23 protein-coding genes are annotated in these 24,565 nt (G+C 66.8%); 8 read left to right on the top strand and 15 right to left on the bottom strand.

Annotation, left to right across the window (positions count from 1 at the left end; translation table 11 throughout):
- Positions 1-23: 23 nt before the first annotated feature.
- The gene (locus tag BW38_RS11660; protein ID WP_032976099.1) at positions 24-911 is read left to right on the top strand and encodes a DMT family transporter; all 888 of its coding nucleotides are present in this window, start codon (positions 24-26) and stop codon (positions 909-911) included.
- 574 nt (positions 912-1,485) lie between these two features.
- Here BW38_RS11660 and BW38_RS11655 read toward each other — a convergent pair.
- The 4 genes from BW38_RS11655 to BW38_RS11640 form a co-directional block, all read right to left on the bottom strand.
- Positions 1,486-2,493, bottom strand: coding sequence for an aminoglycoside phosphotransferase family protein (locus BW38_RS11655; protein WP_032976100.1), 1,008 nt, complete (start codon positions 2,491-2,493; stop codon positions 1,486-1,488).
- Between the two features lie 99 nt (positions 2,494-2,592).
- The gene (locus BW38_RS11650) at positions 2,593-3,627 is read right to left on the bottom strand and encodes a DUF418 domain-containing protein (RefSeq protein WP_032976101.1); all 1,035 of its coding nucleotides are present in this window, start codon (positions 3,625-3,627) and stop codon (positions 2,593-2,595) included.
- Positions 3,624-4,214, bottom strand: coding sequence for a TetR/AcrR family transcriptional regulator (locus BW38_RS11645; RefSeq protein ID WP_032976161.1), 591 nt, complete (start codon positions 4,212-4,214; stop codon positions 3,624-3,626). The genes BW38_RS11650 and BW38_RS11645 overlap by 4 nt, the downstream gene beginning before the upstream one ends.
- Before the next feature lie 147 nt (positions 4,215-4,361).
- Complete coding sequence (locus BW38_RS11640) at positions 4,362-5,165, bottom strand: APH(3')-II family aminoglycoside O-phosphotransferase (RefSeq protein ID WP_032976102.1); 804 nt, start codon at positions 5,163-5,165, stop codon at positions 4,362-4,364.
- Positions 5,166-5,236: 71 nt separating this feature from the next.
- Between BW38_RS11640 and BW38_RS11635 the strand changes: the two genes are divergently transcribed.
- Both BW38_RS11635 and BW38_RS11630 read left to right on the top strand, forming a co-directional pair.
- Positions 5,237-5,953: an SDR family oxidoreductase gene (locus BW38_RS11635; protein WP_032976104.1), complete on the top strand. Its 717-nt coding sequence runs from the start codon at positions 5,237-5,239 to the stop codon at positions 5,951-5,953.
- 104 nt (positions 5,954-6,057) lie between these two features.
- On the top strand, positions 6,058-7,998 hold the full coding sequence (locus BW38_RS11630) for a bifunctional diguanylate cyclase/phosphodiesterase (RefSeq protein ID WP_032976162.1): 1,941 nt from the start codon (positions 6,058-6,060) through the stop codon (positions 7,996-7,998).
- A gap of 7 nt (positions 7,999-8,005) precedes the next feature.
- Here the strand turns inward: BW38_RS11630 and BW38_RS11625 are convergent, their stop codons facing one another.
- Complete coding sequence (locus BW38_RS11625) at positions 8,006-8,665, bottom strand: O-methyltransferase (protein WP_032976105.1); 660 nt, start codon at positions 8,663-8,665, stop codon at positions 8,006-8,008.
- A gap of 102 nt (positions 8,666-8,767) precedes the next feature.
- Between BW38_RS11625 and BW38_RS11620 the strand changes: the two genes are divergently transcribed.
- Positions 8,768-9,400 carry a TetR family transcriptional regulator gene (locus BW38_RS11620; protein WP_032976106.1) on the top strand — a complete coding sequence of 211 codons (633 nt, stop codon included), beginning with the start codon at positions 8,768-8,770 and terminating at the stop codon, positions 9,398-9,400.
- A 15-nt stretch (positions 9,401-9,415) separates the two neighbouring features.
- On the opposite strand, the gene BW38_RS11615 is transcribed toward BW38_RS11620, so the two are convergent.
- Entirely contained in the window at positions 9,416-10,027 is a 612-nt protein-coding gene (locus BW38_RS11615) for a TetR/AcrR family transcriptional regulator (protein WP_032976163.1), read from the bottom strand.
- Positions 10,028-10,130: 103 nt separating this feature from the next.
- Here BW38_RS11615 and BW38_RS11610 point away from each other — a divergent pair, with 103 nt between their 5' ends.
- Positions 10,131-11,207, top strand: a complete 1,077-nt coding sequence (locus tag BW38_RS11610; protein WP_032976108.1) for an MBL fold metallo-hydrolase — start codon at positions 10,131-10,133, stop codon at positions 11,205-11,207.
- A gap of 21 nt (positions 11,208-11,228) precedes the next feature.
- Here the strand turns inward: BW38_RS11610 and BW38_RS11605 are convergent, their stop codons facing one another.
- The 3 genes from BW38_RS11605 to BW38_RS11600 form a co-directional block, all read right to left on the bottom strand.
- On the bottom strand, positions 11,229-11,729 hold the full coding sequence (locus BW38_RS11605; RefSeq protein ID WP_032976164.1) for a DNA-binding protein: 501 nt from the start codon (positions 11,727-11,729) through the stop codon (positions 11,229-11,231).
- A gap of 33 nt (positions 11,730-11,762) precedes the next feature.
- Complete coding sequence (locus tag BW38_RS22165) at positions 11,763-12,005, bottom strand: hypothetical protein (RefSeq protein ID WP_080148987.1); 243 nt, start codon at positions 12,003-12,005, stop codon at positions 11,763-11,765.
- Positions 12,006-12,121: 116 nt separating this feature from the next.
- Complete coding sequence (locus tag BW38_RS11600) at positions 12,122-12,919, bottom strand: NAD(P)H-dependent oxidoreductase (RefSeq protein ID WP_032976110.1); 798 nt, start codon at positions 12,917-12,919, stop codon at positions 12,122-12,124.
- 84 nt (positions 12,920-13,003) lie between these two features.
- On the opposite strand from BW38_RS11600, the gene BW38_RS11595 reads away from it, so the two are divergent.
- The 3 genes from BW38_RS11595 to BW38_RS11585 all read left to right on the top strand — a co-directional run bounded on the left by BW38_RS11595 (position 13,004) and on the right by BW38_RS11585 (position 17,525).
- Positions 13,004-13,900 (top strand): LysR family transcriptional regulator, encoded by an 897-nt coding sequence (locus BW38_RS11595; protein WP_032976112.1) that lies wholly within the window; start codon positions 13,004-13,006, stop codon positions 13,898-13,900.
- Between the two features lie 114 nt (positions 13,901-14,014).
- Positions 14,015-17,134, top strand: a complete 3,120-nt coding sequence (locus tag BW38_RS11590; protein WP_032976114.1) for a discoidin domain-containing protein — start codon at positions 14,015-14,017, stop codon at positions 17,132-17,134.
- 19 nt (positions 17,135-17,153) lie between these two features.
- Positions 17,154-17,525, top strand: coding sequence for a hypothetical protein (locus BW38_RS11585; protein ID WP_025874918.1), 372 nt, complete (start codon positions 17,154-17,156; stop codon positions 17,523-17,525).
- A 144-nt stretch (positions 17,526-17,669) separates the two neighbouring features.
- Here the strand turns inward: BW38_RS11585 and BW38_RS11580 are convergent, their stop codons facing one another.
- The 6 genes from BW38_RS11580 to BW38_RS11555 form a co-directional block, all read right to left on the bottom strand.
- Positions 17,670-18,644, bottom strand: coding sequence for an ABC transporter substrate-binding protein (locus tag BW38_RS11580; protein ID WP_032976115.1), 975 nt, complete (start codon positions 18,642-18,644; stop codon positions 17,670-17,672).
- 19 nt (positions 18,645-18,663) lie between these two features.
- Positions 18,664-20,403 carry an amino acid ABC transporter permease/ATP-binding protein gene (locus tag BW38_RS22190; protein WP_081323698.1) on the bottom strand — a complete coding sequence of 580 codons (1,740 nt, stop codon included), beginning with the start codon at positions 20,401-20,403 and terminating at the stop codon, positions 18,664-18,666.
- Positions 20,400-20,966: a GNAT family N-acetyltransferase gene (locus BW38_RS11570; protein ID WP_032976116.1), complete on the bottom strand. Its 567-nt coding sequence runs from the start codon at positions 20,964-20,966 to the stop codon at positions 20,400-20,402. Before BW38_RS11570 ends, BW38_RS22190 begins: the two co-directional genes overlap by 4 nt.
- The gene (locus BW38_RS11565; RefSeq protein WP_051584987.1) at positions 20,963-22,120 is read right to left on the bottom strand and encodes a M20 aminoacylase family protein; all 1,158 of its coding nucleotides are present in this window, start codon (positions 22,118-22,120) and stop codon (positions 20,963-20,965) included. The genes BW38_RS11570 and BW38_RS11565 overlap by 4 nt, the downstream gene beginning before the upstream one ends.
- 103 nt (positions 22,121-22,223) lie before the next feature.
- Complete coding sequence (locus tag BW38_RS11560) at positions 22,224-23,567, bottom strand: LLM class flavin-dependent oxidoreductase (protein WP_032976119.1); 1,344 nt, start codon at positions 23,565-23,567, stop codon at positions 22,224-22,226.
- Between the two features lie 16 nt (positions 23,568-23,583).
- Positions 23,584-24,561 carry an MsnO8 family LLM class oxidoreductase gene (locus tag BW38_RS11555; RefSeq protein WP_032976120.1) on the bottom strand — a complete coding sequence of 326 codons (978 nt, stop codon included), beginning with the start codon at positions 24,559-24,561 and terminating at the stop codon, positions 23,584-23,586.
- Positions 24,562-24,565 lie beyond the last annotated feature (4 nt).

Here is a 24,565-nt window from a genome sequence, read left to right on the forward strand (position 1 = left end):
CCCTACCCGCCAGCGCCACCCCATTGCGGGCGGCGCTGCTGATGCTCGGCAGCACCATGGCGTTTGGACTGATGGCGGTGGCGATCCGCTACGCCACCCGCTACGTGCCGACCCAGGAAGTGGCGTTCTTCCGCAATGCCTTCGGCCTGCTCGCCCTGCTGCCGATGCTGCTGCGCCCAGGCCATGCACCGTTGAAGACCCAGCAGCTGCCGCGCTATTTCCTGCGCAGCGCGATCGGCCTGGGCTCGATGCTGTGCGCGTTCTGGGCGTTGGGCCACCTGCCCCTGGCACAGGCCGTTTCGCTGTCCTACTCCACCCCGTTGTTCGTCACCATCGCGGCGGTGCTGTGGCTGGGCGAAACGGTACGCGTACGGCGCTGGGCAGCGGTGGTGGTCGGCTTTATCGGCGTGCTGGTGATCGTGCGGCCGGGCACGGCCGGCTTCACGTCCGGCAGCCTGATCGCCGTGGCCGCCGCCGTGCTCAGCTCGCTGGTGGCGATCCAGATCAAGCAGCTCACCCGTATCGACAGCGCCGACACCGTGGTGCTCTACACCTACGTGTTCTGGGTGCCGCTGTCGCTGATACCGGCCTTGTTCGTGTGGGTCTGGCCCACCGGCATCGCCTGGCTCTGGCTGCTGGCCACCGGCGTGCTGGGCACCATCGGCCAGTTGCTGTGGACACGCGCACTGCGCCTGGGCGAAGTCTCCGCGTTGACCCCGATCAGCTTCCTGCAACTGCCGCTGGTGACCTTGTGTGGCTGGCTGTTGTTCGCAGAGACGGTGGATCGCTGGACGATCATTGGCGCCGGCATCATCCTCGCCGCCAACGCCTACATCGCCCATCGCGAAGCAGTGCTTTCACGGCGTGCAGCGAGCGTCGCCGCGAGCGCAGCGGCCAAGCCGGCAGAGTAAGGGTTCCGGCCGGGCTGCGCCCGGCACCTGCGGTAGTGCCGGCCGCTGGCCGGCAACCTCAACAGCAACAGCAACAGCGGGCATTCCGTGGGATGGCGGGGTGAGTCCGGTTGCGGGGGACGCCGTAAATCCGTCCATGGAGGCTCGGTCGCGCCATCCATGGCGCTCACGCCCCCGCAACCGGACCCACCCCGCCTTCGACAGTTTTCCGCGATCTGTCGTAGATCCACGCCATGCGTGGATGAATTTCCATCTAAATCGAATATTTCGACAATTGAACGAAGAGCATCCACGCATGGCGTGGATCTACGCGTCGACCAAGGTCGACACCCACCAACAGCAGCGGGGAATTGTCGAAGGCGGGGCGGTGTCGGATTGCGGGGTGTCCGCGGCATGGATGCCGCGGCCAAGCCCCCATGGATGGGTTTACGGCGTCCCCGCAATCCGACACCGCCCCGCCAAACCCACAGATAGTGCAGAGCCGGCTGTTGCTGTTGCTTCGGCTGTTGCTGTTGAGGTTGCCGGCCAGCGGCCGGCACTACCGCGGGTGCCGGGCGCAGCCCGGCCGGACCCCCTACAGCACCTGGTACGCGCGCTCGGCCGCATCGAACACATTGCCCGGCGCGAACTGCTCGCCCAGGTAATGCAGTGCTTGCCGGTGCTGCTGCAACGAGCGCTGCGCCGCGCCGGGGCCCAGCAGCATCTGCTCGAATTCGATCAGGTCCTGCAGGATGCGCCAGTGTCGATACCACGCAATCCAGCGCGGATCGCCCAGGTCGCTGCCATAGCCTTCGGCGAAGCCCAGCGGATGCTCGCGCCCCCAGCGACCACCCACTGCGGCGCCGACAAACATCAGGTCGCGCTCGCGCGGGGCCAGTGCCAGTCCGTCCCAGTCAATCAGGTGCAGTGCATCGTCCTGCCCCATCAGCAGGTTGCCCGCGTGCAGGTCGGTATGGCACAGGCGCAACGCCGGTGCTTCACCCTGCAATTGGCGATGCAGCGCTTCGGCACGCTGGTGAAGTTCGGCGATGCGCGGCCGCTGCTGCTGCCACAGCGCCAGGAACGCACTGCCGGACCGATCCTGCGCCTGCGCCAGCGTCGACGGATCGCGCAACCACGCCCCCACCGTGTCGACCGCTGCGGTTTCAAGCCGCAACGTCGGCAGGACCTGGCGCAACGCCGGCGGAATCTCGGCCTCATGCAGGCGACGCAGCACTTCGCCCAGCTGGCGCCATTGCACACGGCTCAGCGGTGCCTCGAAGCCCGACTGCCCTTCGATGTAGGGGAACAGCGTGAACTGCAGGCCCCAGCGCTGCACCGATGCGCCGCCGGTCAATGCCGGCCACGGCGCAACAATCTCTTCGATGCCCAAGGTGCCACGCAGCCAATGCAGGCTGTCCCACACCGCGGGTGCCACCTGGAAGTTGCGGCACTTCAACCACCAATGGTCGTGGCGGGCATCGATGCGGAACACGCACGCATTGGCGTCGGCGCCCACCGGACGCGGCACCACCGCCGTCGCGTTGATGTCGTAGGACTGCTGCAGGACTTCAACGATCTGCTGCGCCGAAGCGAATGACATGGATGCAGGCGTGCTTTGGTGACGACACCTACTATCGCAGATGGCCTTGCATCCGCACAGGCAAACTGGTCACAACATCGCTCTCCTGCGACAAAAGAACTAGCCGGCGATGCGTCGCATGACCGCTTCCAACGGACCGCGCGCGAACTGCCACGACCACAACCAGGCCGCCGCGGTCGCCAGCATCACGAACAACAACGCGGCCATCAGCACCCACGACAGGCTGGCACTGCCATCAAGCAGTCCAAGCGATTCCAGCACACCCATGCCGATCAGGATGTGCGCCACGTACAGGCTCAGCGTCATCCGTCCGGCCGCAGTGAACGGTTCCAGCCAATCGCCAGGATGCAGCCGCACCAGCCACAGGCATGCCGCGATCAGTGCACACGCCGCGCCTGCGCCGGTCAGCAGATAGGCCGGACCGGGCGGCATCGGCTGCGTCGCCAGCCACACCTGCCACACCGTGCCGTGGCCCCACTGCTGCAACACCTGGCCGGCCCCCATCAGCAGCAGGCCGAGCAGCAGCAAGGCACGCTGCACCCGGGGTTGCGACAGCGGCAGCCGCGCCAGCAGCATGCCCAGCAGGAAAAAGCACAGCCACGGCAACACCGGATGGAAGCCATTGAACAGCAGGTTGCGCATCGCACCCGGCCAGTGCCACAGCCCCTCGTAAGCCAGCGTCTGCCAGTTCCAGCCCTGGCTGTAGTCCCAGCGCAGCAGGGCCCAGAACGCGACCATCGCCAGAGCCACCATGCTGCCCAGCAGAACACGGGGCGACGCGCGCAGCCACAGCACCGCCAGCGCGAAGTACACCGCGTAGTAATGCAGGATATCGGCAGGAAACACGGTCAGGTTGAGCAGGCCGAGCACGGCCAGGAACACGGCCCGCCGCCAGGTCTGCACGCTTGCCTGCCACCACGCCAGTCGCTGCGTGGCCAGCATCAGGCCCACCCCGGCCAGCGTCACGAAGGTCGCCGAAGCCTTGCCTTCCAGCAGGTGGAAGAATCCAGCAAGCCAGCCGCCGCCGTCGGTCTCGACGGCCATCGCCAGGCGGAAGTTGACCAGCACCATGCCGGCCAGAGCGAGGTAGCGCGCCAGGTCCAGCCCATGCAGCCGCCGATCGTCAGTGCTCACGCACGCGCCCCGAGCAGAGCTGCCAGCAGAGCGGGATCAAGCACGTCGATATCGGCATCGCTCGCCTCACCCAATCCCTGCCGCAGCGCAGCGCTCTCGATCGCATCCAGCAGCACCTGCGCCTGCAGCGCGGGCGCCAGCACGGGCCGGCGGCGCTCACGACGTGCGACCTCCTGCAAAGCCTCGGCAAGACCACGCTGCAACTGCGCGCGGTTGCCAGCGAATGCCGCCGCCACCGCCGGACTACGCGCGCTCTCGGCCAGCACTTCCACGCTCAGCAGCGCCCATTGCGGCTGCCGGCACAGGGTGTGGAAGTCCCGCAGGAACCCCTGCACCTGCGCACGTTCGCCATTGCATCCCGCCAACCGCTGCAGCAACGGCTGCAGTTCGTCCTGTTCGGCCTCGGCCGTCGCCAGGATCAGCGCCTCCTTGCCGGGAAAGTGGTTGTAGAGATTGCCCAGGCTCACCCCGGCCGCCTGCGCGATGTCGCGCATGCTGGTCTGGTGGAAGCCCTGGGACAGAAAGCACTGCAGGGCCGCCTGCAGGATCTGCGAAGCGCGTTGCTCATTGCGGTCGGTGCGGTTCATGCGGCAAACAATGAACGAACGTTCGTCCATTTAAAAGCCAGATCCAAGCCGTCGGCCAGTCACCATTCAGGCCGTCGCGCTTGACCTCAACCGCTGTTGAGGACCGATCCTGCCGCGCCCTGCTGCAACTGCGGACCCTGCATGCACCTAGAAGAACTCGTCCAGCAGGCGGTAGAACGCGAGTCGGCGTTCATCGGCACCCATGCCATAGCGGGCCAGCAAGGGTGCAACCCAGCGGGTGTCGTCATAGTTGTGGACCAGGCTGCGTGCGGCCAACGCCAGGTCCTGGCAACGATCAGCCACACCCAGCCGGCCACAATCGATGAAACCGCTGAAGCGGCCGTCGACCGCCATCAGATTCGGCAGGCATGCATCGCCGTGCGCTACCACCAGATCCTCATCCGCCGGACACGTTGCGATCAGCTCGGCATGCACCTGCTCGGCGCTCTGGCCCAGGCGCTCATCGTCGAAATCATCCGCATCGATCAACCCTGCGGCAACGCGCGCAGCGACCTCCGGCAAGCGCGATGCAAGGCGATGATCGAACGGGCAACCGGCAACCGGCAGCACATGCAGGGCGCGCAGCGCGTCAGCCAGCAGCACGACCACCTGGGCGGGCGCCAGCGTCGGCGACGATGCCAGGTCATGGCCGGGCAACGCGCTCATCAGCAGCCAACGCCGGCCGCCCTCCTCCGCTGTGTCCAACACGGTAGGCACCGGCTGTCCCTGTGCCCGCAGCCAACGCAGACGCAGGATTTCGCCCTCCAGTTCGCTGAAGGCATCGATCACTTCCGATTTCAGGAACGCATCCGGCAACCCTTGACGTCGCACCCGCGCCACATCGGCGCGCGACACGCCGATGCCCTGCATCTCGATATCTGCATCGCGCAGCGCGCTGCGCCACTGCGACGGCAAGGGCATTACACCGCCATCGCTCGATCCTGCTTCCATCCCCACCGCTCCGGCCCCGGTCACAGCCTGGATTCTCTCCGAAGCGGACACCTGACAGCAAAGGACACTGCATGAAACTCATGGTCATCGGCGCCAGCAAAGGCCTCGGCCGCGCCTTCGTGGAAGGCCTCTGCCGGCCCGGCGATACCGTCATCGGCGTATCGCGCACACGCCCCACGCAGCTGGACTGCAGCGAGGGCGTCGACCTGCACTGGATAGAAGCAGACCTGAGCCAGCCAGCACGGGCCGCCGCCAGCATCGCGGCGCAGGCGCCGCCGGATCTCGATGTGCTCATCCATAACCTTGGCATCTGGGAGGAGACCGCATTCAGTAACGACTACGATTTCCTCAACGAAAGTGACAGCGCGCTGGCGCAGCTGGTGGACGTCAACATCACCGCCACCCTGCTGCTGCTCAAGCAGCTGCTGCCGCGCGTGCTCGGCGGGCGCCGCCCGCAACTGGTGTTGACCGGCTCGACCTCGGCGCTGCCACGCAGTGGCCGCCCCGAGGTGGCCTTCGGCGCGTCCAAGTTCGCGCTCAACGGGATTGCCGATGCCCTGCGCGAAGGTTTCCGCCAGCAGCGACTGGCCGTGACGACGCTGCAGCTGGGCTACCTCAATACCGAAGATGCACTGTCGGTGCCGCTGCAGCAGGCGGCCGCGCGCGGCAATGGCGAGTACGTGCCGGTGCACGACGTGGTGTCGATGGTGCGCGCCCTGCTGCAGCTGTCACCGTCCAGCTTCGTGCGCGAACTGGTGCTGCCCGCCATCGCCGATCCGCGTTACTAGACCAGCGCTCAGCACACACTGGCAGCCCCGGTTTGGCCGTACACGCGGCCGTGGTTTACTCTGCGTCTACTGGCAGTTGGCCGCACACAGGACCGGCTATGGCTATCGATGCGCTATCGAGGCTCTCGACCCGGGTTCTGGACAGCGCCCTGCCCAGCCTGCCGCTGTACCTGCTGCAGGCCACTGCGGTGATCGGCATGATCGGCGTGTTCCTGATCGCCACCCGCCGCGGCGGCCATGCCATCGAAGGACGCCGCGTCTACATCGGCGCGATCCTCGGCCTGATCTACCTGTTCAATTCATGGTTCGTGGCCGGCTACGCGCAGGGCGTGGTCAAGCTCAACCTCGGCATCGACATCCTGCTGATCAGCGGTCTGCTGGGCGGCTGGCGCGGCGGCGTGACCTGCCTGCTGGCCAGCCTGCTGGCGCGCTACCAGTTCTCCGGCACGCAGTATTTCCTGCCCGCCAGCCTGGAAGCGGCGCTGCAGGTGCTGGCAGGCGTCTGGCTGCGCGGGCGGATATACCCGCGCATGCTCACCCACTTCTCGCTGCGGTTGATCCTGCAGGCCTGGGCGGTGCGCATCGCGGTGACCTTGATCGGGCTGGTGTTGGGCGTGGCGATCATCGGCAGCGCGCAGCTGCCCCTGCTGGAACTGGCCACCCAGCGCGTGCTGGCCCTGCCGGTATCACTGCTGGTGCTGGTGGCCGTATTCGCGCTGGTCTACAACGATGCGCAGATCGATGCCCAGCGCCAACGCGAACATGCGTGGATGCGCATCGACCCGGTGAGCGGCCTGCCCAACCTGCGCGCCCTCGACGAGCGTCTGCAGCGTCATTGGCGCAGCAGCGACGACCGCGGCAATGCGTGCCTGATCGTGACCGAGATGGGCAACCTGCAGGACCTGCTGCTGCGCTATGGCCCGCTCAATGACAGCGGCCTGTGGAACCCGCACAACGCCGAGGCCGTGCGCCGCACCCTGCTGCATGCGCGACCGACCGATGCGATGGAGATCTATCAGTTCGGTGACAGCGCGCTGGCGATCCTGCTGCCGGACGCAAGCCTTGCCGATCTCCGCGCGGATACCGGGCTGCCTGCGTTGGCCGACCGCCTGTCCACGGTGATCGGCGATGACTGGCCGGGCTTCCGCCCGGTGTTCCGCTGCGCGGTGGTCGAGCTGCAGCCGCCCACGCAGGACGACAGCTCCATCCCGTTCCGCGCGGTCACCCTGGCCTTGAACGCGATCGAGTCCGGTGTTGTGTTCTTCGATGATCCGATCCAGCGCGACAGCGAAGTGGATGCCCTGATCGAGACCGCGCTGGACCACTGGCTGCAGCACGCCGATGCACCACTGTACTACCAGCCCAAGTTCCGCCTGCAGGACCGCCATCTGGTCGGCGCCGAGGCGCTGCTGCGGATGCGCGATGGCGATGGCCACCTGATTGCACCGATGCGGGTGGTTTCGCTGCTGCGCCGTCGCGGACGCTTGGCCGAACTGGAATGGGCCACGCTGCAGGCAGCCACCGCCTTCCTTGGCCACTGCAGGGATGATGGGCATACGCTGACGATCGCAGTGAACGTGTCCGCCGAATCGCTGCGCCAACCCGGTTTCGGCGCACGCCTGTGCACCTTGCTGGAGCAGCAACGCATACCCGGCGCGATGCTGCGGCTGGAGATCGTCGAATGGACCGAAATCGTCGAGCGCGACGTCGTCGATGCCAACGTCGTCGTTCTGCTGGCCGCTGGCATGAGCCTGTCACTGGACGACTTCGGCGCCGGCTATTCGACCCTGATCCTGCTGTCGCAGCTGTCGGTGGCCGAGGTCAAGATCGAGCGGGCATTGATCGCCACGCTGTCCGATGCCAAGTCGCAGTCCATCGTCCGCTTCATCGTGGAAGTAGCCCACCGCTGCGGTGCCATCGTCGTTGCCGAAGGCACCGAGACCCCGGCGCAGGAGCAGCTGCTGCGTGCGCTGGGGGTGGATGTGGGCCAGGGTTATCTGTATGCACGGGCCCTGCCACCGGAGCAGTTCCGGCAGCTGGCCTGAGCGGCCTTCAGGCCAGCCGCATCGACAGCTCCACATCGTCGGCGAAGGGCACGGACAGATAGCCTGCATTGCCCGAGCGCATGCGCTGCTGGTAGCGCGGGCTGTCATCGGCGTTGTCGGCGATCACCACTGCGCCCGGGCGCAGCCGCTCGTGCAGCAGCTCCAGCACATCGTCGTACAGCACCTTGGCACCATCGAGCAGCACCAAGTCGATCGTATCGGGCAGGTCCACCGCCAGGGTCTCCAGTGCGTCGCCCACGCGGATCTCGACCAGATCGTCCAGGCCCGCTTCACGCAGGTGGCCGGCGGCACGGCGCGCCTTCTCCGGCTCGAACTCGGTGGTGATCAGGCGGCCGCCGCCGTTGTCACGCAACGCCGCAGCCAGATGGATGCTGGAGATGCCGAACGACGTCCCGAACTCAACGATGCTGCGCGCGCCACTGCTGCGCGCCAGCAGGTACAGCAGGCTGCCGGTGTCCGGCGACACCGGCAGCCACAGGTCCTTCAGCAGCTCGCCATACAGGCGCCGGTACTCGGTGCGGCTACCCAGCAGGCGCTGCCGCTCTTCGGGGGAGACGGAGGTCAAGGCCGGGCTGAGCGCGCTGTCGGCTTCGGTAAACAGGCGTGCCAGCAGGGGCGCGACCGGGGCGGAGATCAGGGTGGACATGGCGGGTGTTCCTTGCGATGACGGGGTTAGAATGCGAATGATTCGTCGCAATCAAGAATACGGACGATCCCCGGTTCCGCCTATTCGCATTGGAAAAGCCCCATGTCGGAACGTCGTCCGCCGCAGATTTCCTCGAGAAAACAGCCTCGCCAGTCACGATCGAACGACTTGGTCGCGGCCATTCTCGAAGCCGCTGCTCAGGTTCTGAAGCACGAAGGCGCCCCCCGGTTCACCACCGCGCGGGTGGCCGAACGCGCCGGCGTCAGCGTCGGTTCGCTGTACCAGTACTTTCCCAACAAGGCGGCAATCCTGTTCCGCCTGCAGCGCGACGAGTGGCAGCAGACCGGCGCGATGCTGCGCGACATCCTGCAGGACACACGACAACCGCACCTGCAGCGCCTGCGCACGTTGGTGCATGCCTTCATCGTGTCGGAATGCGAAGAAGCGCAGACCCGTGGCGCGTTGAACGATGCCGCGCCGCTGTACCGTGATGCGCCGGAAGCGCAGGAAGCACGCAGCGAGACCGACGAAGCGATGCTCGTGTTCATGGCCGAGCTGCTGCCGCAGGCCTCGGCGGGCACGCGCCAGCGGGCGGTGGATCTGATCGATACCACGCTGGGTGCCACCGGTCGCGAATTTTCCAGTGAACCGCGCACTGCCGCCGAGATGCGCGTCTATGCCGATGCGGTCGCGGATATGTTCTGCGCCTATCTCAGGCAGCTGGGCGCGCACTGACGTGCAGCCGCCGGCTTACACCGCGTAGAAGCCCAGGAACATCGCCACCGCCGACTCGGCCACGCGCGTGCGTTCGGCCTGTGCCAGCGGCGCCTGGCCCATCGTCACCTGCGGCCAGAACGCGAAGCTCTTCACCAGGCCCTGCAACTGATGGCCGGCGAATTCCGGATCGACCTGGCGCAGCCGCCCATCGGCAATCGCCGCACGGATCCATGCGCTGACGCCGCTCTCCTTCTCGCCCATGCGGCAGACGATCGCCTGCGCGCGCTCGGGTGAATGGATGATCTCGGCCATCGCCACCCGCGCCAGATCGATGAAGTTGGCATCACCCAGCAGGTCCAGCTTCTGCCGCAGCAGCTGCAGCAGCTGCACATCCAGCGGCTGGTCGGCGCGGTACGGCAGCTCGACGCTGGCCACGCTGCTCTGCCACAGCTCTTCCAGGATCAGCGCGAACAGTTCTTCCTTGCTCGGGAAGTGGTTGTAGACGGTGCGCTTGGAGACACCAGCCACCGCCGCGATGCGGTCCATGCTGGTCGCCTCGTAGCCGGCCGAACGGAACTCTTCCACCGCCGCGCGGACGATGGCCTCGCGCTTGCGGTCGGTAAGGCGTTGCGGGGTACGGGGCATGGCGGAACCAGACAGCTGAACGGATGCCACCATTTTACACCCAGCAGTGTACTTTCTGAAATCCGGAAACTACACTGTGCAGTGTACCCTGCGGACGTCACCCATGAAGCGCCTGCTCCTTGTCCTCCTGCTCGGAATCCTCGTCGTGACCGCCTATACCTTCTGCAAATCCTGGTCCCTCCCCGACTTCCCCGATTCACCTCAGTACCGCGAAGGCAAGTTCCGCAATGCCCTGCCGAAGCCGGCAATGGGCCTGCGTGATGGCCTGGAGATCTGGTGGACCTTCCTGTTCAACAAGCCCAAGGGCACCGTGCCCGACCACCCCATCCCGGTGCAGGCGCTGGACCGCGCCACCCTGGACGCGGCGCCCGACCGCAGCCTGTTCCGCCTGGGACACTCGACGATCCTGCTGAAGCTGCGCGGCCAGTACTGGTTGACCGATCCGGTGTTCTCCGAACGCGCCTCACCGGTGCAATGGATGGGCCCGGCACGCTTCCATGCGCCGCCGATCAGCATCGACGAACTGCCGCCGATCGCCGGCGTCATCCTCTCGCACAACCACTACGACCACCTCGACCACGCGGCGGTAATGAAGCTGGCCGGCAAGACCGCGCGCTTCATCGCACCGCTGGGTGTGGGCGACCAGCTGATTGCCTGGGGCGTGGATGCAGCCAAGGTCGAGCAACTGGACTGGTGGCAGTCCACCGAAGCCTCTGGCCTGCGCCTGACCGCAACCCCCGGCCAGCATTTCTCCGGCCGCGGCCTGGGTGACAGCGATCGCAGCCTGTGGGCGTCGTGGGTGATCCAGGACGGCAACTTCCGCATCTTCTTCAGCGGCGACACCGGCTACTTCGACGGCTTCAAGGCCATCGGCGAGAAGTACGGTCCGTTCGACCTGACGATGATCGAAACCGGTGCCTACGATCAACGGTGGGCATTCGTGCACATGCAGCCCGAACAGACCCTGCAGGCGCACCTGGACCTGCGTGGCAAGTGGCTGCTGCCGATCCACAACGGCACCTTCGACCTGGCCCTGCACGAGTGGCAGCAACCGTTCGAACGCATCTGCGCATTGGCTGCCGCAAAGAACGTGCCGGTGGCCACGCCGATGATGGGCGAGGCACTGGACATGCAATCACCGACCGCTGGTACGCGCTGGTGGGAGCGTGTGCAACTGTAACGGCCTGTCGCGCAGCGACCCTCAGCCGGGATGCTGAACCAGCCGTTCCTGTTCCTTCGCCACATTGATCTGCAGCGCCGCAGCAGCGAGCTCCGCCAGCTCGCTGCTGACCTTCTGGCTGCCGCGCGCCTGCATCCACGAAAGAACATCGGCCAGATGCCAGATCGACGCGCTGCCTTCGTGCACCGGTGCCGGAAACGTCTGCGGGTGCGCGAGCAGCAACTTGCGCATGTTCTGTCGTGACATGCCCAGCAGATCAGCGACATCCGTCAGCCCAACCAGATCGGGACTGACTTCGATCAGCTCTGCATCGGGTACGGCTTGTCGTACATCTGCAAGCGCGGAAAGTACGGCCTCCCGGGCGCTGGCCGCCTGACGGCAGAATTCAAGCGCCAACCTGCCCGGCCTGCCAATGCCCAGCAGCGCATCATCACAGCCGGCATCGGCAAGGCGTTGCTCAAGCGAGCCAGCATCGGTACCTGTATCCGGCAGACGGTATTTGAGAATGAAGGTGAATTCCATCATCGATGTGTCCTTGGGAGGATGGCGACTGCGTCATCGCTCACGGCTGCAGTTCTCGACAACGCGACACAAGGCCCGCGCATGGTTCAAGGCATTCCGGGGCGTGCTCCATACGCTCACCACACAGAATTCCCCGCATCGGCAGTCCTTGTCGTTGTAGGGACAGTACATTCGTCCCCAGGCATGACTGCCGCCGATCCGCAGCCACCATCCACGCGACTCGGCGAAACGGAGGGCAGCTTCAATGTCTTTGTCCGGATGGCGCGAACGGGGCATTCCTTTCCCTCGGAGTCTGGATGCGATCGCAAGGGTTGTCAAGTGACAACCCTTGGTGGTGCGATCAGTCGCTTCGACCCTACAGCCTCTCCGCCATGGGTCCAGAGCCATCCGCGTCAGTGATCCGGCTGCACCTGTTCCTGCAGGTGAACTCCCAACCCTGCCTCACCCTCGGCCAACTCAGGCCGCAGGCTCAGTGCAGGGATCAGATAATCACCACCGTTCTGCCGCCGGTAGGCAATCACCGGATCGCCTGCCAACCCATCCAGCCGCGCGCCCAGCCCCTCCAGCACGCCAGGCAAGGACGCCTCATCGATACGGCTGCTGCGGTAGATCACATGCGCGGGCAGCACGTCAAAGCCGGGATAGAACAGGATGCCGTGCTGGATCGGGAACAGCACATCGTCGATCGGCCCATTGATGCCGCGCGGACCGTAATGCGACTCCCAACCACCGGTGGTGACCACCAGCATCGCGCGCTTGCCGGACATCGCGCCCTCGCCATAGCGGTCGCCCCAATGCCGGTCGGAATGTTCGCCCACGCCATAGGCAAAACCATAGGCATACACACGATCCACCCACCCCTTCAGGATGGCCGGCATCGAGAACCACCACAGCGGGAACTGCAGGATCACCGCGTCGGCCCAGCGCAGTTTTTCCTGCTCGGCGGCGATGTCGGCGCTCTGCCGGCCCGTCCTGAAGGCGTCGCGCGAATCCAGTGACGCGTGGAACGGCACCGAAGGATCCCGCCCGGGGTGATCGTCGGCATCGATCTGCGCCTTCCATTGCATGGCATGCAGGTCGGACACCTGCACGGTGTGGCCGGCGCGTTGCAGGTGCTCGACGGTGAAGGCCTTCAGGGTGCCATTGAGCGAGGTGGGTTCGGGGTGGGCGTAGACAAGCAGAACGTTCATGGTGGTACCAGGGAGGGAATGCCGGCCATGTTGGGTGCCGCCACGCTATAGTTGAAATGAATTCCTGCAATCCTCGGCATTGCCATGGACAATACCCTGCGTCGCATCGACCTCAACCTGCTGGTAACCCTGCAGGCCTTGCTGGAAGAGCAGAACGTCACCCGCGCGGCCGAACGCCTGCATCTGGCCCAGCCCACGGTCAGCGTGCAGCTGGCGCGCCTGCGCCACCTGTTCGATGATCCGCTGCTGCTGCCGGGGCCACGCGGCATGCGTGCCACCGCACGTGCCGATGCGCTGCGCGAACCATTGGCCGACGCACTGGCTGCACTGCAGCGTGCGGTCGCACCGGTGCAGGCGTTCGATCCGGCCCAGGCCAAGCAGACCTGGCGGATCATGGCGTCGGACTTCGGCGAAACCACGATCGTCCTGCCGGCATTGGCCGACCTGCGCGTGCGCGCACCCGGCACGCGCCTGGCCGTGGTCAGCCTGGCGCCGGCGCAGATGGTGGCGCAGAGCGAACGCGGCGAGATCGATCTCGCCCTCCACATCACCTCCGACCCGCCTCCCTCCCTGCACCATCGTCCGCTGTTCCAGGAACGCTACGTACTGGCCGGGCGTCGCGACCATCCACGACTGAAGCGGCGGCCGACGCTCAAGCAGTTCTGCGCGCTGGACCACGTGATCGTGTCACCGGATGGCGGCGGTTTCCATGGCGGCACCGACAGTGCGTTGGCGCATGTAGGCGCGCGTCGCAACGTGGTGCTGTCGGTGCCGCACTTCCTGTTCCTGCGCAGCGTGCTGCTGCGCACGGACCTGGTGGCGATGATGCCCTCGCGCCTGGTCGCGCAGGACCCGGCCTTGAAGGCGGTTGCCGCGCCCATTGATGTGCCTGGGTTCGAGATGGTGATGCTCTGGCACGAACGCGTGCATCGCGATCCGGCACATCGCTGGCTGCGCGAGCGTATCTGCGCGCATTCATGAAACCTCGTGCCAGGACCCGCCCGGGAAATATTGCGACGCGTCATGTAACCGGTTACATCCCTTGCTAGCGTAGGCCCGCCCGTTCCCGGGCCCTGCCGATGTGAGGCCTTCGCAATGACGTTGTGCGCTGACCGCTGGACCGCTCCCCGCCTGCCGAACCGGCGCCTTGCCGCGGCCCTGCTGCTCGGCCTGTCACTGGCCGCCACCGCCACCGCACAGAACCTGCCACCGCGCGCGCAATGGCAGGCCAGCGCGTCGTCGCAGCAGGTTCCGGCGATGGCGATCAGCCACCTGATCGACAACGATCCGAAGACGGTGACCGGCGGTGCGTTCAGCCCCGGCCACTGGTTCCAGGTCGATCTCGGCAAGCCTGCGATGCTGGCCGGTGCACGCCTCACCTGGGATGTCTCCAACCCCGAGGGCTATTCGCTGCAGACCTCGCTCGACGGCAAGCAGTGGCAGAGCGCCTACGTCATGGGCGATTCGCTGGGTGGCATCGAGACCCTGTACTTCGCGCCGCGACAGGCCCGCTACCTGCGCCTGGCCAGCCCGCAGCGCACTTCCGACTGGGGCGTATCCATCTTCGAAATGGAACCGCTCGACACCACGCTCAGCGCACGGGTGACCGGGCTGGACGCCACCCAGTCTGCTGCGCTGTGGCAGGGCGGCGGCACGGTTGCCATCCCCGCAGGCAAAGGCGGCATCCACACGCTCGACATCACCCTGCCCCGTGCGCAGCCCAGCACCGGGCTGGCGGTGGACTGGGCCAACGTGCACGGCGCTGCACGCCTGCAGGCGCAGGACACACAGGGCCGCTGGCACGAACTGGCGCGCGACGCGCAGGCGGCGACCCGGCAGCAGAGCTGGCTGGCGGCCGACGCGCCACTGGACATCCAGGCACTGCGGCTGACCGTGGAAGGCGATGCACCCCAGGTCAAACGCATCCGCCTGCTCGGCCCGAAGGCGGTGATGACGCCGATGAAGCGGTACCAGATCGCCGCCAGTGGCGCGCAGCGCGCGTTGTTCCCTGCCTCGCTGCACATGCAGCAGACCTACTGGACCGCAGTCGGCGTGCATGCGGGCCGGCAGAAATCGATCTTCGACGAATACGGCAACATCGAAGCCTACAAGGGCGCACCGCTGGTGCAGCCGATCTGGCGCAGTGCCGATGGCCGCGCGACCGGTGCCGCCGAACAACCGGTGCAGCACGCACTGCGCGATGGCTGGAAGCCGATGCCGTCTGCCACGTGGTCACCGCAGCCCGGGCTGGAACTGCGCAGCGAAGCCTTTGCCATCGAGCGCGACGGGCAACCGGTCACCTTCGTGCGCCATCGCCTGCGCAACACCGGCAGTGCGGCCATCGAAGGCACGCTGACCCTCGCAGTGCGACCGATGCAGATGAATCCGCCGTGGCAGAACGGCGGCCTGTCGCCGATCCGCCAGGTGGCCGTCGAAGGCAACAGCGTGCGCGTCAATGGCCGCACGCTGCTGCAGTCACTCAGCGCGGTGGATGCCGCTGGCACCGCCCCCTTCGGCAACGAAGGTGACACCGAGATCACCACGGCCATCGCCAGCGGACAACTGCCTGCCGCACAGCAGTCCAGCGATGCCGCAGGCCTGGCAGCGGCGGCGTTGAGCTACCGCGTCACCCTGGCCCCCGGTGCCAGCGACGCGGTGGTGGTGGCCTTCCCGCTCGGTACCGCCACCGCCGATGCCAATGGCGTGCTGCCGGAAGCACCGGCTCTCAACCTCGCCTCGCTGCCGCGCGACGGTGACAAGGCGTTCGACACGCTGGCCAGCCGCGCCTCCGCCGATTGGCAGGCGCGGCTGGGCCAGGTCGGCCTGCGCCTGCCCGACCCTTCACTGGTGGACATGCTGCGCGCACAGGCCGCCTACATGCTGATCAACCAGACCGGCCCGGCCATGCAGCCCGGTCCGCGCAACTACAACCGCTCCTTCATCCGCGATGGCATGGCCACCTCGGCCGTGTTGCTGCGCATGGGCGAAGCCAAGGTGGCACGCGACTACCTGGCCTGGTACAGCGAACACGGCGTGCACGGCAATGGCCTGGTGTCGCCCATCCTCAACGACGATGGCAGCGTCAATACCGGTTTCGGCTCGGACATCGAGTACGACAGCCAGGGCCAGTACGTCACCCTCGTTGCCGACGTCGCCCGGCTCGATGGCGGGCCGGAAAGCGTGCGTGCCTACCTGCCCAAGGTAAAGGCCGCGCTGCGCTTCCTGCAGGAACTGCGCGAACGCACGCTGTTACCGGGCTACATGGCCGACCAGCCCTCGCCGGAGCGCTTCGCCGGCATCCTTGCACCGTCGATCAGCCACGAGGGCTATCCCTCACCCACCCACAGCTACTGGGACGACTACTGGGGCCTGAAGGGCTGGCATGACGGCGCGTGGTTGGCTGAATCGCTGGGCGACCACGAAACCGCCACGTGGGCGCGCGAACAGTACAAGGCGCTGTATGACGCACTGCACGCCTCGATCCGCGCGACGATGGCGTGGAAGGGCATCGACTTCATTCCGTCATCGGCCGACCTCGGCGATGGCGACCCGACCGGTGTATCGATCGCGCTGGATCCCACCGGTGCGCAGAGCGTGCTGCCGGCCGAGGCCCTGCGCACCACCTTCTCCCGCTACCTGGACGATGTGCGCAAGCGCAACCAGCCCGGTGCGCTGTATGCCTACACGCCGTATGAAATCCGCAACGTGCTGAGCTACGTGCACCTGGGCCAGCCCGAAGCGGCCGACGAGCTGCTGCAGGGCCTGCTGCACGATCGCAGGCCGCTGGAATGGCAGGTGCTGGCCGAGGTCGTGCACTCGCGGTTGCGCTTCCCGCGCTATCTGGGCGACATGCCGCACACCTGGATCGGCGCCGAATACGGCCGCACCCTGTTCGGGATGCTGATGCGCGAGGATGACGACGCGTTGTCGCTGCTGCCGGGCACGCCCCCTTCCTGGGTCGCTGGCGAGGGCCTGGCCGTGGACCGCCTGCCCACTGCCTATGGAACCCTGCAGATGCAGGCGCGGCAGCGCAACGGCAACCTGACCGTGTCGCTAGGCAAGGGGCTGCGCAAGGGCACGCCGGTACGCGTATGGTGGCCCAGCCGTACCCTGCCCAAGGACGTGCGCGTGGATGGGCGATCGGTACGGAACTTCGACAAGGATGGCGTGCTGCTCGATGGCCCGTTCCGCACCCTGGAGGCACGTTGGCAGTAATGCCGATGCAGGAACCGAAGTGATCGAACTTCTACTCGATGGCAGCCCTGTCGCCGCCGCTACCGACGATCAGCTGGCCAGCGCACTGGCGCTGGCCGCATCCATGCCCCAGTTCGAGCTGTGGGCATCGGTGCCCGACGGTCCATCGCTGTGCATGCTGCGCAATGCCGAGCATGCATGGCTGATGTACCTGCGCGAGCCCGGCGACGGCGGCTTCCACTCCTGCGGAAACGAACACCGCGCCGGCAACGCTTATTTCCGGCTCGACAATGGCCAGGTGGATGGCTATCCCCTGGCGTGGTGCATCGGCATCGAGGCGTGCTTCGCCGCGATCAGTTTCTTTCACGGCAATGGAGGCGCCCGCCTGGAACACATCGATTGGCAGCCCTGACCCCGGTAGAGGCCGACCTTGGTCGGCAGCCCTGCCTCGCATTCTGGTGGGTGCTAACCGTTGGTTGGCACGCCCTCCGGTAGATGCCGACCTTGGTCGGCACGCCTTCCGTCGAGCAAGCTCGACGCCTACCAAGCGGCATCGCTAGAACCCCGGCAACCCCGGCGGATTGGTCTGCGACTGCGGCACCGCTTCTTCGGCCACATTCCAGCGCGCCAGCACCTTCGCGTAGGTACCGCTGCTGATCTGGGTGTTCAATGCCTGGGTCACCGCATCGGCCAGGCCACTGCCCTTTCGGGTGGTCACCGAAATCGCCGCTGCGTCCGGCCAGCCACCCGGGAACAGGCCGACCCGGCGCACCTTGCCATCGCGCGCCGAGTAGGCGCCGGTGGCATTCGGCTCGAACGACACGTCGGCGCGGCCGGTGATCACTGCCAACCGCCCGATCACCGCATCATCGAAGTACTGGTACTCCACCGGTTTCAGGCCTGCGGCGATGTTCTGCTTGTCCCATTGGCGCAGGATCTGGTCCTGGTTGGTGCTGGCCCCCACCACCACTTTCAGCCCCGCAATGTCGGCCGGTGTGCCGATCTTCTGGATCGGGCCATCGGTGCGGGTGTAGATGCCCAGCAGGTCGAAACGATAGCTGGAGAAATCGAACTTCTTCTTGCGTTCTTCAGTGACCGTCACGTTCGAAAGCACCGCATCGTACTTGCCCGATTCCAGCCCCAACGGCCAGTCGGCCCAGGCCACCGGCACCACCACCAGCTTCAGGCCCAGGCCATCGGCGATCAACCGCGCGATGTCCGGCTCCACGCCCACCACTTCCTTGCTGTCGGCACCGTAGTCGGCCAATGGCAGCTGGCCGGGATGGGTGGCGATGGTGAACGCGCCCGGGGTGACGAAGCGATAGCCGGCCGGAATCAGCGCCTGCGCCTTCGGATCGGGCATGCCCTTCAGTATCTGCGCGTTGCTGGCCGCCAGCGAGGTCGCCGCAACGGGCACGCCGTCGGGGCCCTGGCGCACGCGCGAATAGACGATGCCGGCAATGCCGATGACCAGCACACCGATGATCAACAGGGTGCTGCGTGCGGGACGTCGCTGCGATGCTGGGCTCATGGCGGTTCTCGAAAGGGAGTTACAGGGTCTTGGCCAGGAAGTCGGCCGTGCGTTGCTGGCGCGGGTGCTCAAACAGCGCGTCCGGCGTGCCCTGCTCGATCACCCGGCCCTGGTCCATCATCACCACGTGGTCGGCCACGCGGCGGGCGAAGCCCAGTTCGTGGGTGACGATCACCAGCGTGGTGCCGGAACTGGCCAGTTCCTCGATCACGCTCAGCACCTCCGACACCAGCTCCGGGTCCAACGCGGAGGTCGGCTCGTCGAACAGCAGTACCTTCGGCTGCAGGGCCAGCGCGCGGGCGATGGCCACACGCTGCTGCTGGCCGCCAGACAGCTGGCGCGGGAAAGCATCGGCCTTGTCGGCCAGCCCCACCCGCTCCAGCAGGGTGCGTGCCTGCTGCTCGGCCTGGGCGCGCGAAATGCCGCGCACCGCGATCGGTGCTTCGATGATGTTCTCCAGTGCGGTCATGTGCGGGAACAGGTTGAAGCCCTGGAACACCATGCCGACTTCCGCGCGGCGACGGCGGATCTCACCTTCCGGCAGCTCGTACAGGGTGTCGCCGTCGCGGCGGTAACCGATCAGCTGGCCGCCCACGGTGACGAAGCCGCTGTCAGCACGCTCCAGGTGATTGATCAGCCGCAGCAGCGTGGACTTGCCCGCACCGGACGGACCAATCAGTACGGTCACGCTACCGGCCCTCAATTCCAGATGCACGTCATCAAGCACCGTCTGCTCGCCGAAGGCCTTGCCCACCCCCTGCAGGGACACAGCCGCGCCTGTTCCGGCCTCGATCGGCACGGCAAATGCCGCACGGCTGGGCACGCGTGCAGCGGTCGCCGCCGCCCGCGGTGCTGCAGACGATACCCGCGACACGTTGCGCTCGTGCTGCAGCTGGCCGCGGGCAAAGCGCTGCTCCACCCGTCGTTGCAGCAGCGAAAGCACCGTCAGGATCACCAGGTACCAGACCGTGGCCACCATCAGCAGCGGCACCACCTCCAGGTTGCGCCGGTAGATCACCTGCACGGTGTAGAACAGCTCCGGCAACGCCAGCACGTAGACCACCGAGGTGCTCTTGGCCAGGCCGATCACATCATTGAACGCTGCAGGCAGGATCGAACGCATCGCCTGCGGCAGGATGATGCGGCGCACCTGGCGCCCACGCGGCAGGCCCAACGCTGCGGCCGCCTCGTACTGGCCGTGGTCGACCGACAGGATGCCACCACGGATCACCTCGGCCGAGAACGCCGCCTGGTTCAAGGTGAGGCCGAGCACGGCGGCAGTGAACACGCCGATCAGCTGCGTGGTCGGGTACGAGAACAGGCTGATGCCGGTGAATGGAACGCCCAGTTCGATGGTGCTGTACAGGTAGCCCAGGTTGTTCAGCAGCAGCAACAGCACCAGCAGCGGAATCGAACGGAACAGCCACACGTACCCCCACGACACCGCCGACAACAGCGGTGAACCGGAGACGCGGGCCAAGGCCAGCAAGGTGCCCAGCGCGAAGCCGAGGCCGGTACCGAGTGCGGTCAGCAGCAGCGTTCGCCCCAAGCCTTCCAGTACCGGCCGGGCAAAGAACCACTCGGCGAACGTGCCCCAGCCCCAGCGCGGATTGCCCAGCACCGACTGCAGGCCGATCAGGATCAGCGCGAGTGCCAACACCGTGCCGATCACCTGCAACGGATGCCGCGCCGGCACGATCTTCAGCGCCGTGGCCGGCTGGCGGACAATGCCCTCGATGGCAGTGGAAGGCGTACTCATGCCGCCGCTCCATGCAGTGCGAGGGCGGCTGCGTCGCCCGCCTGTGGCTGTGGCTGTGGAACCAGGTGTTTCTCGAACGGCAGATGCGCGATGGTTTCCGGGTCCGCATGCAGATCGAACAACGCGGTGTAGCCGTGGCTGAGGTACAGGCCGACCGCCTCGGGCTGGCGGAAGCCGGTGGTCAGGAACACGCGCCGATAGCCCTGCCGTGCAGCCTGGTCTTCCAGTTCCTGCAGCACGCGCCGGGCGATGCCCTGCCGACGCAGGCCAGGCAGCGTCCAGATGCGTTTGAACTCTGCGGTGTCCTCATCGCGATGCGGCATGAACGCGCCGCCGGAAATCGCCACGCCGTCGCGCAGCAGCAGCACGAACGCACCGACCGGGGCAGCGAAGGCTTCGGCCGGATAGCGCTGCAGTTCCTCGCGCGCACTGCCACCGATACGCCGGCGCACGTCCGCATAGCGGTGGTCGTACTCCTGCTCCAGGCCGTCGAACAACGGGCGCGCCATCGGGTCGTCCACCGAGGTGTACAGGAAGCGATCGTTGTCGTACCGCACGCTCATGCCACGTCCTCCACCAGATAGTGCTCGGCCAGACGCGCCCACAGGCTGGCCGCCGGGGCGATGGCCGCGTCGTTGAACACATAGCGCGGGCTGTGCAGCGGCGCGCTGTCACCGTTGCCGACGAACACGAAACTGCCCGGCCGCGCCTGCAGCAGGAAGGCGAAGTCCTCGCTGGCGGTACGCGGTGCGAAGGCCTCCACCACCTGCCCTGCACCGAACCCCTGTACCGCCACCTCGCGGACGTAGGCCGTCTGCTCGGGGTGGTTGATCACGCTGGGGAAGCCGCGCGGGAATTCGATCTCGGCACGCGCACCGAAGGCAGCGGCGGTCTGCTCGGCAAGTTCGGTCACCCGCCGGCGCAGCGTATCGCGCACCGCCGGCAGGTAGGCGCGCACGGTCAGCTTCAGCTCCACCACATCGGGGATGACATTGGCCGCCTGCCCACCATGGATCGAGCCGACGGTGACCACGCCCATCTGCCGCGGATCGACATTGCGCGACACCACGCTCTGCAGCGCGGTGATGATGTGCGCGGCAGCCAGGATCGGATCGACGCTGCCCTGCGGCTCGGCGCCGTGGCCGCCCTTGCCGATCACCCGCAGACGCGCCCAGTCCACCGAGGCCATCGCCGGTCCGTCGACGAAGCCGAAGTGCCCCACCGGCACGCCCGGCCAGTTGTGCAGGCCATAGATGGCATCGACCGGAAAGCGCTCGAACAGGCCATCGGCGATCATCTTCGAAGCACCCGAGCCGGTTTCCTCGGCCGGCTGGAACACCAGCTGCAAGGTGCCATCGAAACGTCCGTGGTGCGCAAGGTAGTGGGCAGCCGAGAGCAGGATGGCGGTGTGGCCATCGTGGCCGCAGGCGTGCATCAGGCCTTCGCGCTGGCTGGCATAGGCCAGCCCGGATTCTTCATGGATCGGCAGCGCATCGATGTCGGCGCGCAGACCCAGCCGGCGACGGCCCTGCCCGCGCTGCAGCGTACCGACCACGCCGGTGCCACCGATGCCGGTGCTGACCGCGTAGCCCCATTGCTGCAGCAGCTCGGCCACGCGGGCGCTGGTGCGGTGCTCTTCGAAGGCCAGTTCCGGGTGCTGGTGCAGGTCGTGGCGGATCGCGATGGCCTGTTCGGCACGTGCCGCGATTTCGGGCAACACGCCCGCCACAGGCTCGCGCCGGGCTTCCGGGACCAGTAGCGCCGGGCCATGCCCGGCGGGGGTCCCATCCAACAACGGCCGATGCAGGACATTCATCGCCTTATCCCACCTTCCGCGCCGGCTCGGCGTCGGTGCTGTAACGGCTTGCCTTGCGTGGCAGGCCCAGGTGGTCGCGCAGGGTCTGTCCTTCCAGCGCACTGCGGTGGTAACCGCGTGCTTCCAGCAGGGGCAGCACCAGCGTTACGAAATCATCCAGGCCTTCGCGCTGCGCGGCGAAGCCGAGGATGAAGCCATCGCTGGCGCCGGCGTCGAACCAGCGGATCAGTTCGTCGGCCACATGTTCCGGCGTGCCGATGAAGTTCGGCCGCGGGCTCACCGCCTGCAGTGCCACCTGGCGCAGGCTCAGGCCCTGCTCGCGCGCGTCCTGCTTGATGCGGTCGGTGGTGGAGCGGAAGGAATTGGCGCCGATGTCACCCAGCTCCGGGAACGGTGCATCCGGGTCGTACTGGCTGAAATCATGGTGGTCGAAGAAGCGGCCGAGATACGCCAGGGCATCGTCCAGCCCGGCCAGCGCGGCAATCGCCTGGTACTTGGCCTCGGCGTCTTCCGCCGTACGGCCAACGATCGGGCCAATGCCCGGGAAGATCTTGACGTCACCGGCGCTGCGGCCATGGGCGATCGCCGAGTTCTTCACCTTTTGGGTAAACGCGCGGGTCTCCTCCAGCGACGGCGCGTGGGTGAATACTGCATCGGCGTACTTGCCGGCCAGCGCAATGCCATCGTCCGACGATCCGGCCTGGAAGATCACCGGCTGCCCCTGCGGCGAGCGCTGGATGTTGAGCGGGCCTTCCACCTGGAAGAAGCGGCCCTTGTGGTCGAGGCGGCGGAACTTCTCCGGCGCGAAGAACGTGCCGCTGTCGCGGTCACGCACGAACGCATCGTCATCCCACGAATCCCACAGGCCCTGCACCACCTCCAGGTACTCATCGGCAATCTGGTAACGCAGCGCGTGTTCCGGATGCGGACGCCCGTAGTTTCGTCCCGAGCCTTCCAGCGGCGAGGTCACCACGTTCCACCCTGCACGGCCACCGCTGAGCAGATCCAGCGAGGCGAACTGGCGCGCCACGGTGAACGGATCGCTGTACGAGGTGGAGAGCGTGCCGGCCAGGCCGATCTTCTTCGTCGCCGTCGCCAGCGCCGACAGCAGCGAGATCGGCTCGAAGCGGTTGAGGAAATGCGGGATCGACTTCTCGTTGATGTACAGCCCGTCGGCAACGAAGCCGAAGGCAATGCCGTTGTCCTCGGCGGTACGCGCGATGTCGATGTAGTAGCCCAGGTTGACGCTGGCATCGGGCACGTTGGACGGGTGCTTCCACGCATGCATGTGGCTGCCGGGGCCCTGCAGCATGATGCCGAAGGGGATGGGACGCGGGGTCGTGCTCATGGAGTGGCTCCAGCAGTCAGGCCACCGCCGCGCGGGGCGCGGGCGACAGCAGTTCAAGGGACGTCAGGCGTGCGTCGAGGTCGGCCACCGGCGCGTCGAGGATGAATTCACCGACGCCGAAGCGGCGGTGCAGCGCATCCAGCTCGCTGCGTACATGCTGCCCATCGCCAGAGAGCACGCTGGGGCGTGTCTCTTCGATGCGGAAATCAGCAACCCCCACCTGCCGCGCGTATTCGGCAGCGGCCTCGGGACTGGGCAGGTTCACCGTCTGCCCTGGGGCCAGGTGCAGCTTGTAGACACGCAACGCGCCAATGTGGCGGGCGGCGGCCTCGCTGGTGGGCGCGGCGAAGGCCACAGTCGCCAGCAGCGGTGCATGCGCGGACACCGCGCGATAAGCCTCGAAGGCGGCCTCGATGTGCTTCGGGTCACCATCGAAGTGCGCGGCATACACGAAGCGCCAGCCAAGTTCCGCAGCCTGCCGCGCGCTCTGCGGGCTTGCACCCAGAAGGAAGCGCTCCGGCGCCGTCTGCGGAATCGGCCGCGCCTTCGCATCAGCCTGCGTATCAGACAGATATCCTTCCAAGTCGCGCAGCTGCTGGTCGAAATCGGCGAACGGCGGGCGACCGGCGGCCAGTGCGGCAGTCGATGCCGGCAGACCACCCGGCGCCTTGCCCACGCCAAGATCCACGCGTCCGGGCGCAAGGGCGGCCAGCAGATTGAAATTCTCGGCCACCTTGTAGGGGGCGTAGTGGCGCAGCATCACCCCGCCACTGCCGATGCGGATGCGCCGGGTCTGCGCCAGCACCCACGCCGCCAGTACTTCCGGTGCCGGGCTCGCCAGCGCCGGCGCGGCATGGTGTTCGGCAAACCAGTAGCGGTGGTAACCCAGTTGCTCGGCGCGCTGCGCCAATTGCAGGCTGTTGCGCAGCGCCTGTTCGGGCGTGCTGCCGTCGGCCACTGGGCTCTTGTCCAACACGCTGGTGAGGTAGCTCATCGTC

It is taken from the genome of Stenotrophomonas sp. RIT309 (assembly GCF_000632045.1).
GTDB classification, from domain to species: Bacteria; Pseudomonadota; Gammaproteobacteria; order Xanthomonadales; family Xanthomonadaceae; genus Stenotrophomonas; species Stenotrophomonas indicatrix.

Excerpts from the sequence above, each read along its gene's own strand:
- BW38_RS11615 (WP_032976163.1), bottom strand. The coding sequence starts at position 10,027 with ATGCCCCGTACCCCGCAACGCCTTACCGACCGCAAGCGCGAGGCCATC.
- BW38_RS11645 (WP_032976161.1), bottom strand. The coding sequence starts at position 4,214 with ATGAACCGCACCGACCGCAATGAGCAACGCGCTTCGCAGATCCTGCAG.
- BW38_RS11600 (WP_032976110.1), bottom strand. The coding sequence starts at position 12,919 with ATGAACGTTCTGCTTGTCTACGCCCACCCCGAACCCACCTCGCTCAAT.
- BW38_RS22190 (WP_081323698.1), bottom strand. The coding sequence starts at position 20,403 with ATGAGTACGCCTTCCACTGCCATCGAGGGCATTGTCCGCCAGCCGGCC.
- BW38_RS11625 (WP_032976105.1), bottom strand. The coding sequence starts at position 8,665 with ATGTCCACCCTGATCTCCGCCCCGGTCGCGCCCCTGCTGGCACGCCTG.
- BW38_RS11655 (WP_032976100.1), bottom strand. The coding sequence starts at position 2,493 with ATGTCATTCGCTTCGGCGCAGCAGATCGTTGAAGTCCTGCAGCAGTCC.
- BW38_RS11555 (WP_032976120.1), bottom strand. The coding sequence starts at position 24,561 with ATGAGCTACCTCACCAGCGTGTTGGACAAGAGCCCAGTGGCCGACGGC.
- BW38_RS11635 (WP_032976104.1), top strand. The coding sequence starts at position 5,237 with ATGAAACTCATGGTCATCGGCGCCAGCAAAGGCCTCGGCCGCGCCTTC.
- BW38_RS11570 (WP_032976116.1), bottom strand. The coding sequence starts at position 20,966 with ATGAGCGTGCGGTACGACAACGATCGCTTCCTGTACACCTCGGTGGAC.
- BW38_RS11580 (WP_032976115.1), bottom strand. The coding sequence starts at position 18,644 with ATGAGCCCAGCATCGCAGCGACGTCCCGCACGCAGCACCCTGTTGATC.
- BW38_RS11595 (WP_032976112.1), top strand. The coding sequence starts at position 13,004 with ATGGACAATACCCTGCGTCGCATCGACCTCAACCTGCTGGTAACCCTG.
- BW38_RS11610 (WP_032976108.1), top strand. The coding sequence starts at position 10,131 with ATGAAGCGCCTGCTCCTTGTCCTCCTGCTCGGAATCCTCGTCGTGACC.
- BW38_RS11605 (WP_032976164.1), bottom strand. The coding sequence starts at position 11,729 with ATGGAATTCACCTTCATTCTCAAATACCGTCTGCCGGATACAGGTACC.
- BW38_RS11560 (WP_032976119.1), bottom strand. The coding sequence starts at position 23,567 with ATGAGCACGACCCCGCGTCCCATCCCCTTCGGCATCATGCTGCAGGGC.
- BW38_RS11620 (WP_032976106.1), top strand. The coding sequence starts at position 8,768 with ATGTCGGAACGTCGTCCGCCGCAGATTTCCTCGAGAAAACAGCCTCGC.
- BW38_RS11640 (WP_032976102.1), bottom strand. The coding sequence starts at position 5,165 with ATGGAAGCAGGATCGAGCGATGGCGGTGTAATGCCCTTGCCGTCGCAG.
- BW38_RS11590 (WP_032976114.1), top strand. The coding sequence starts at position 14,015 with ATGACGTTGTGCGCTGACCGCTGGACCGCTCCCCGCCTGCCGAACCGG.
- BW38_RS22165 (WP_080148987.1), bottom strand. The coding sequence starts at position 12,005 with ATGCCCCGTTCGCGCCATCCGGACAAAGACATTGAAGCTGCCCTCCGT.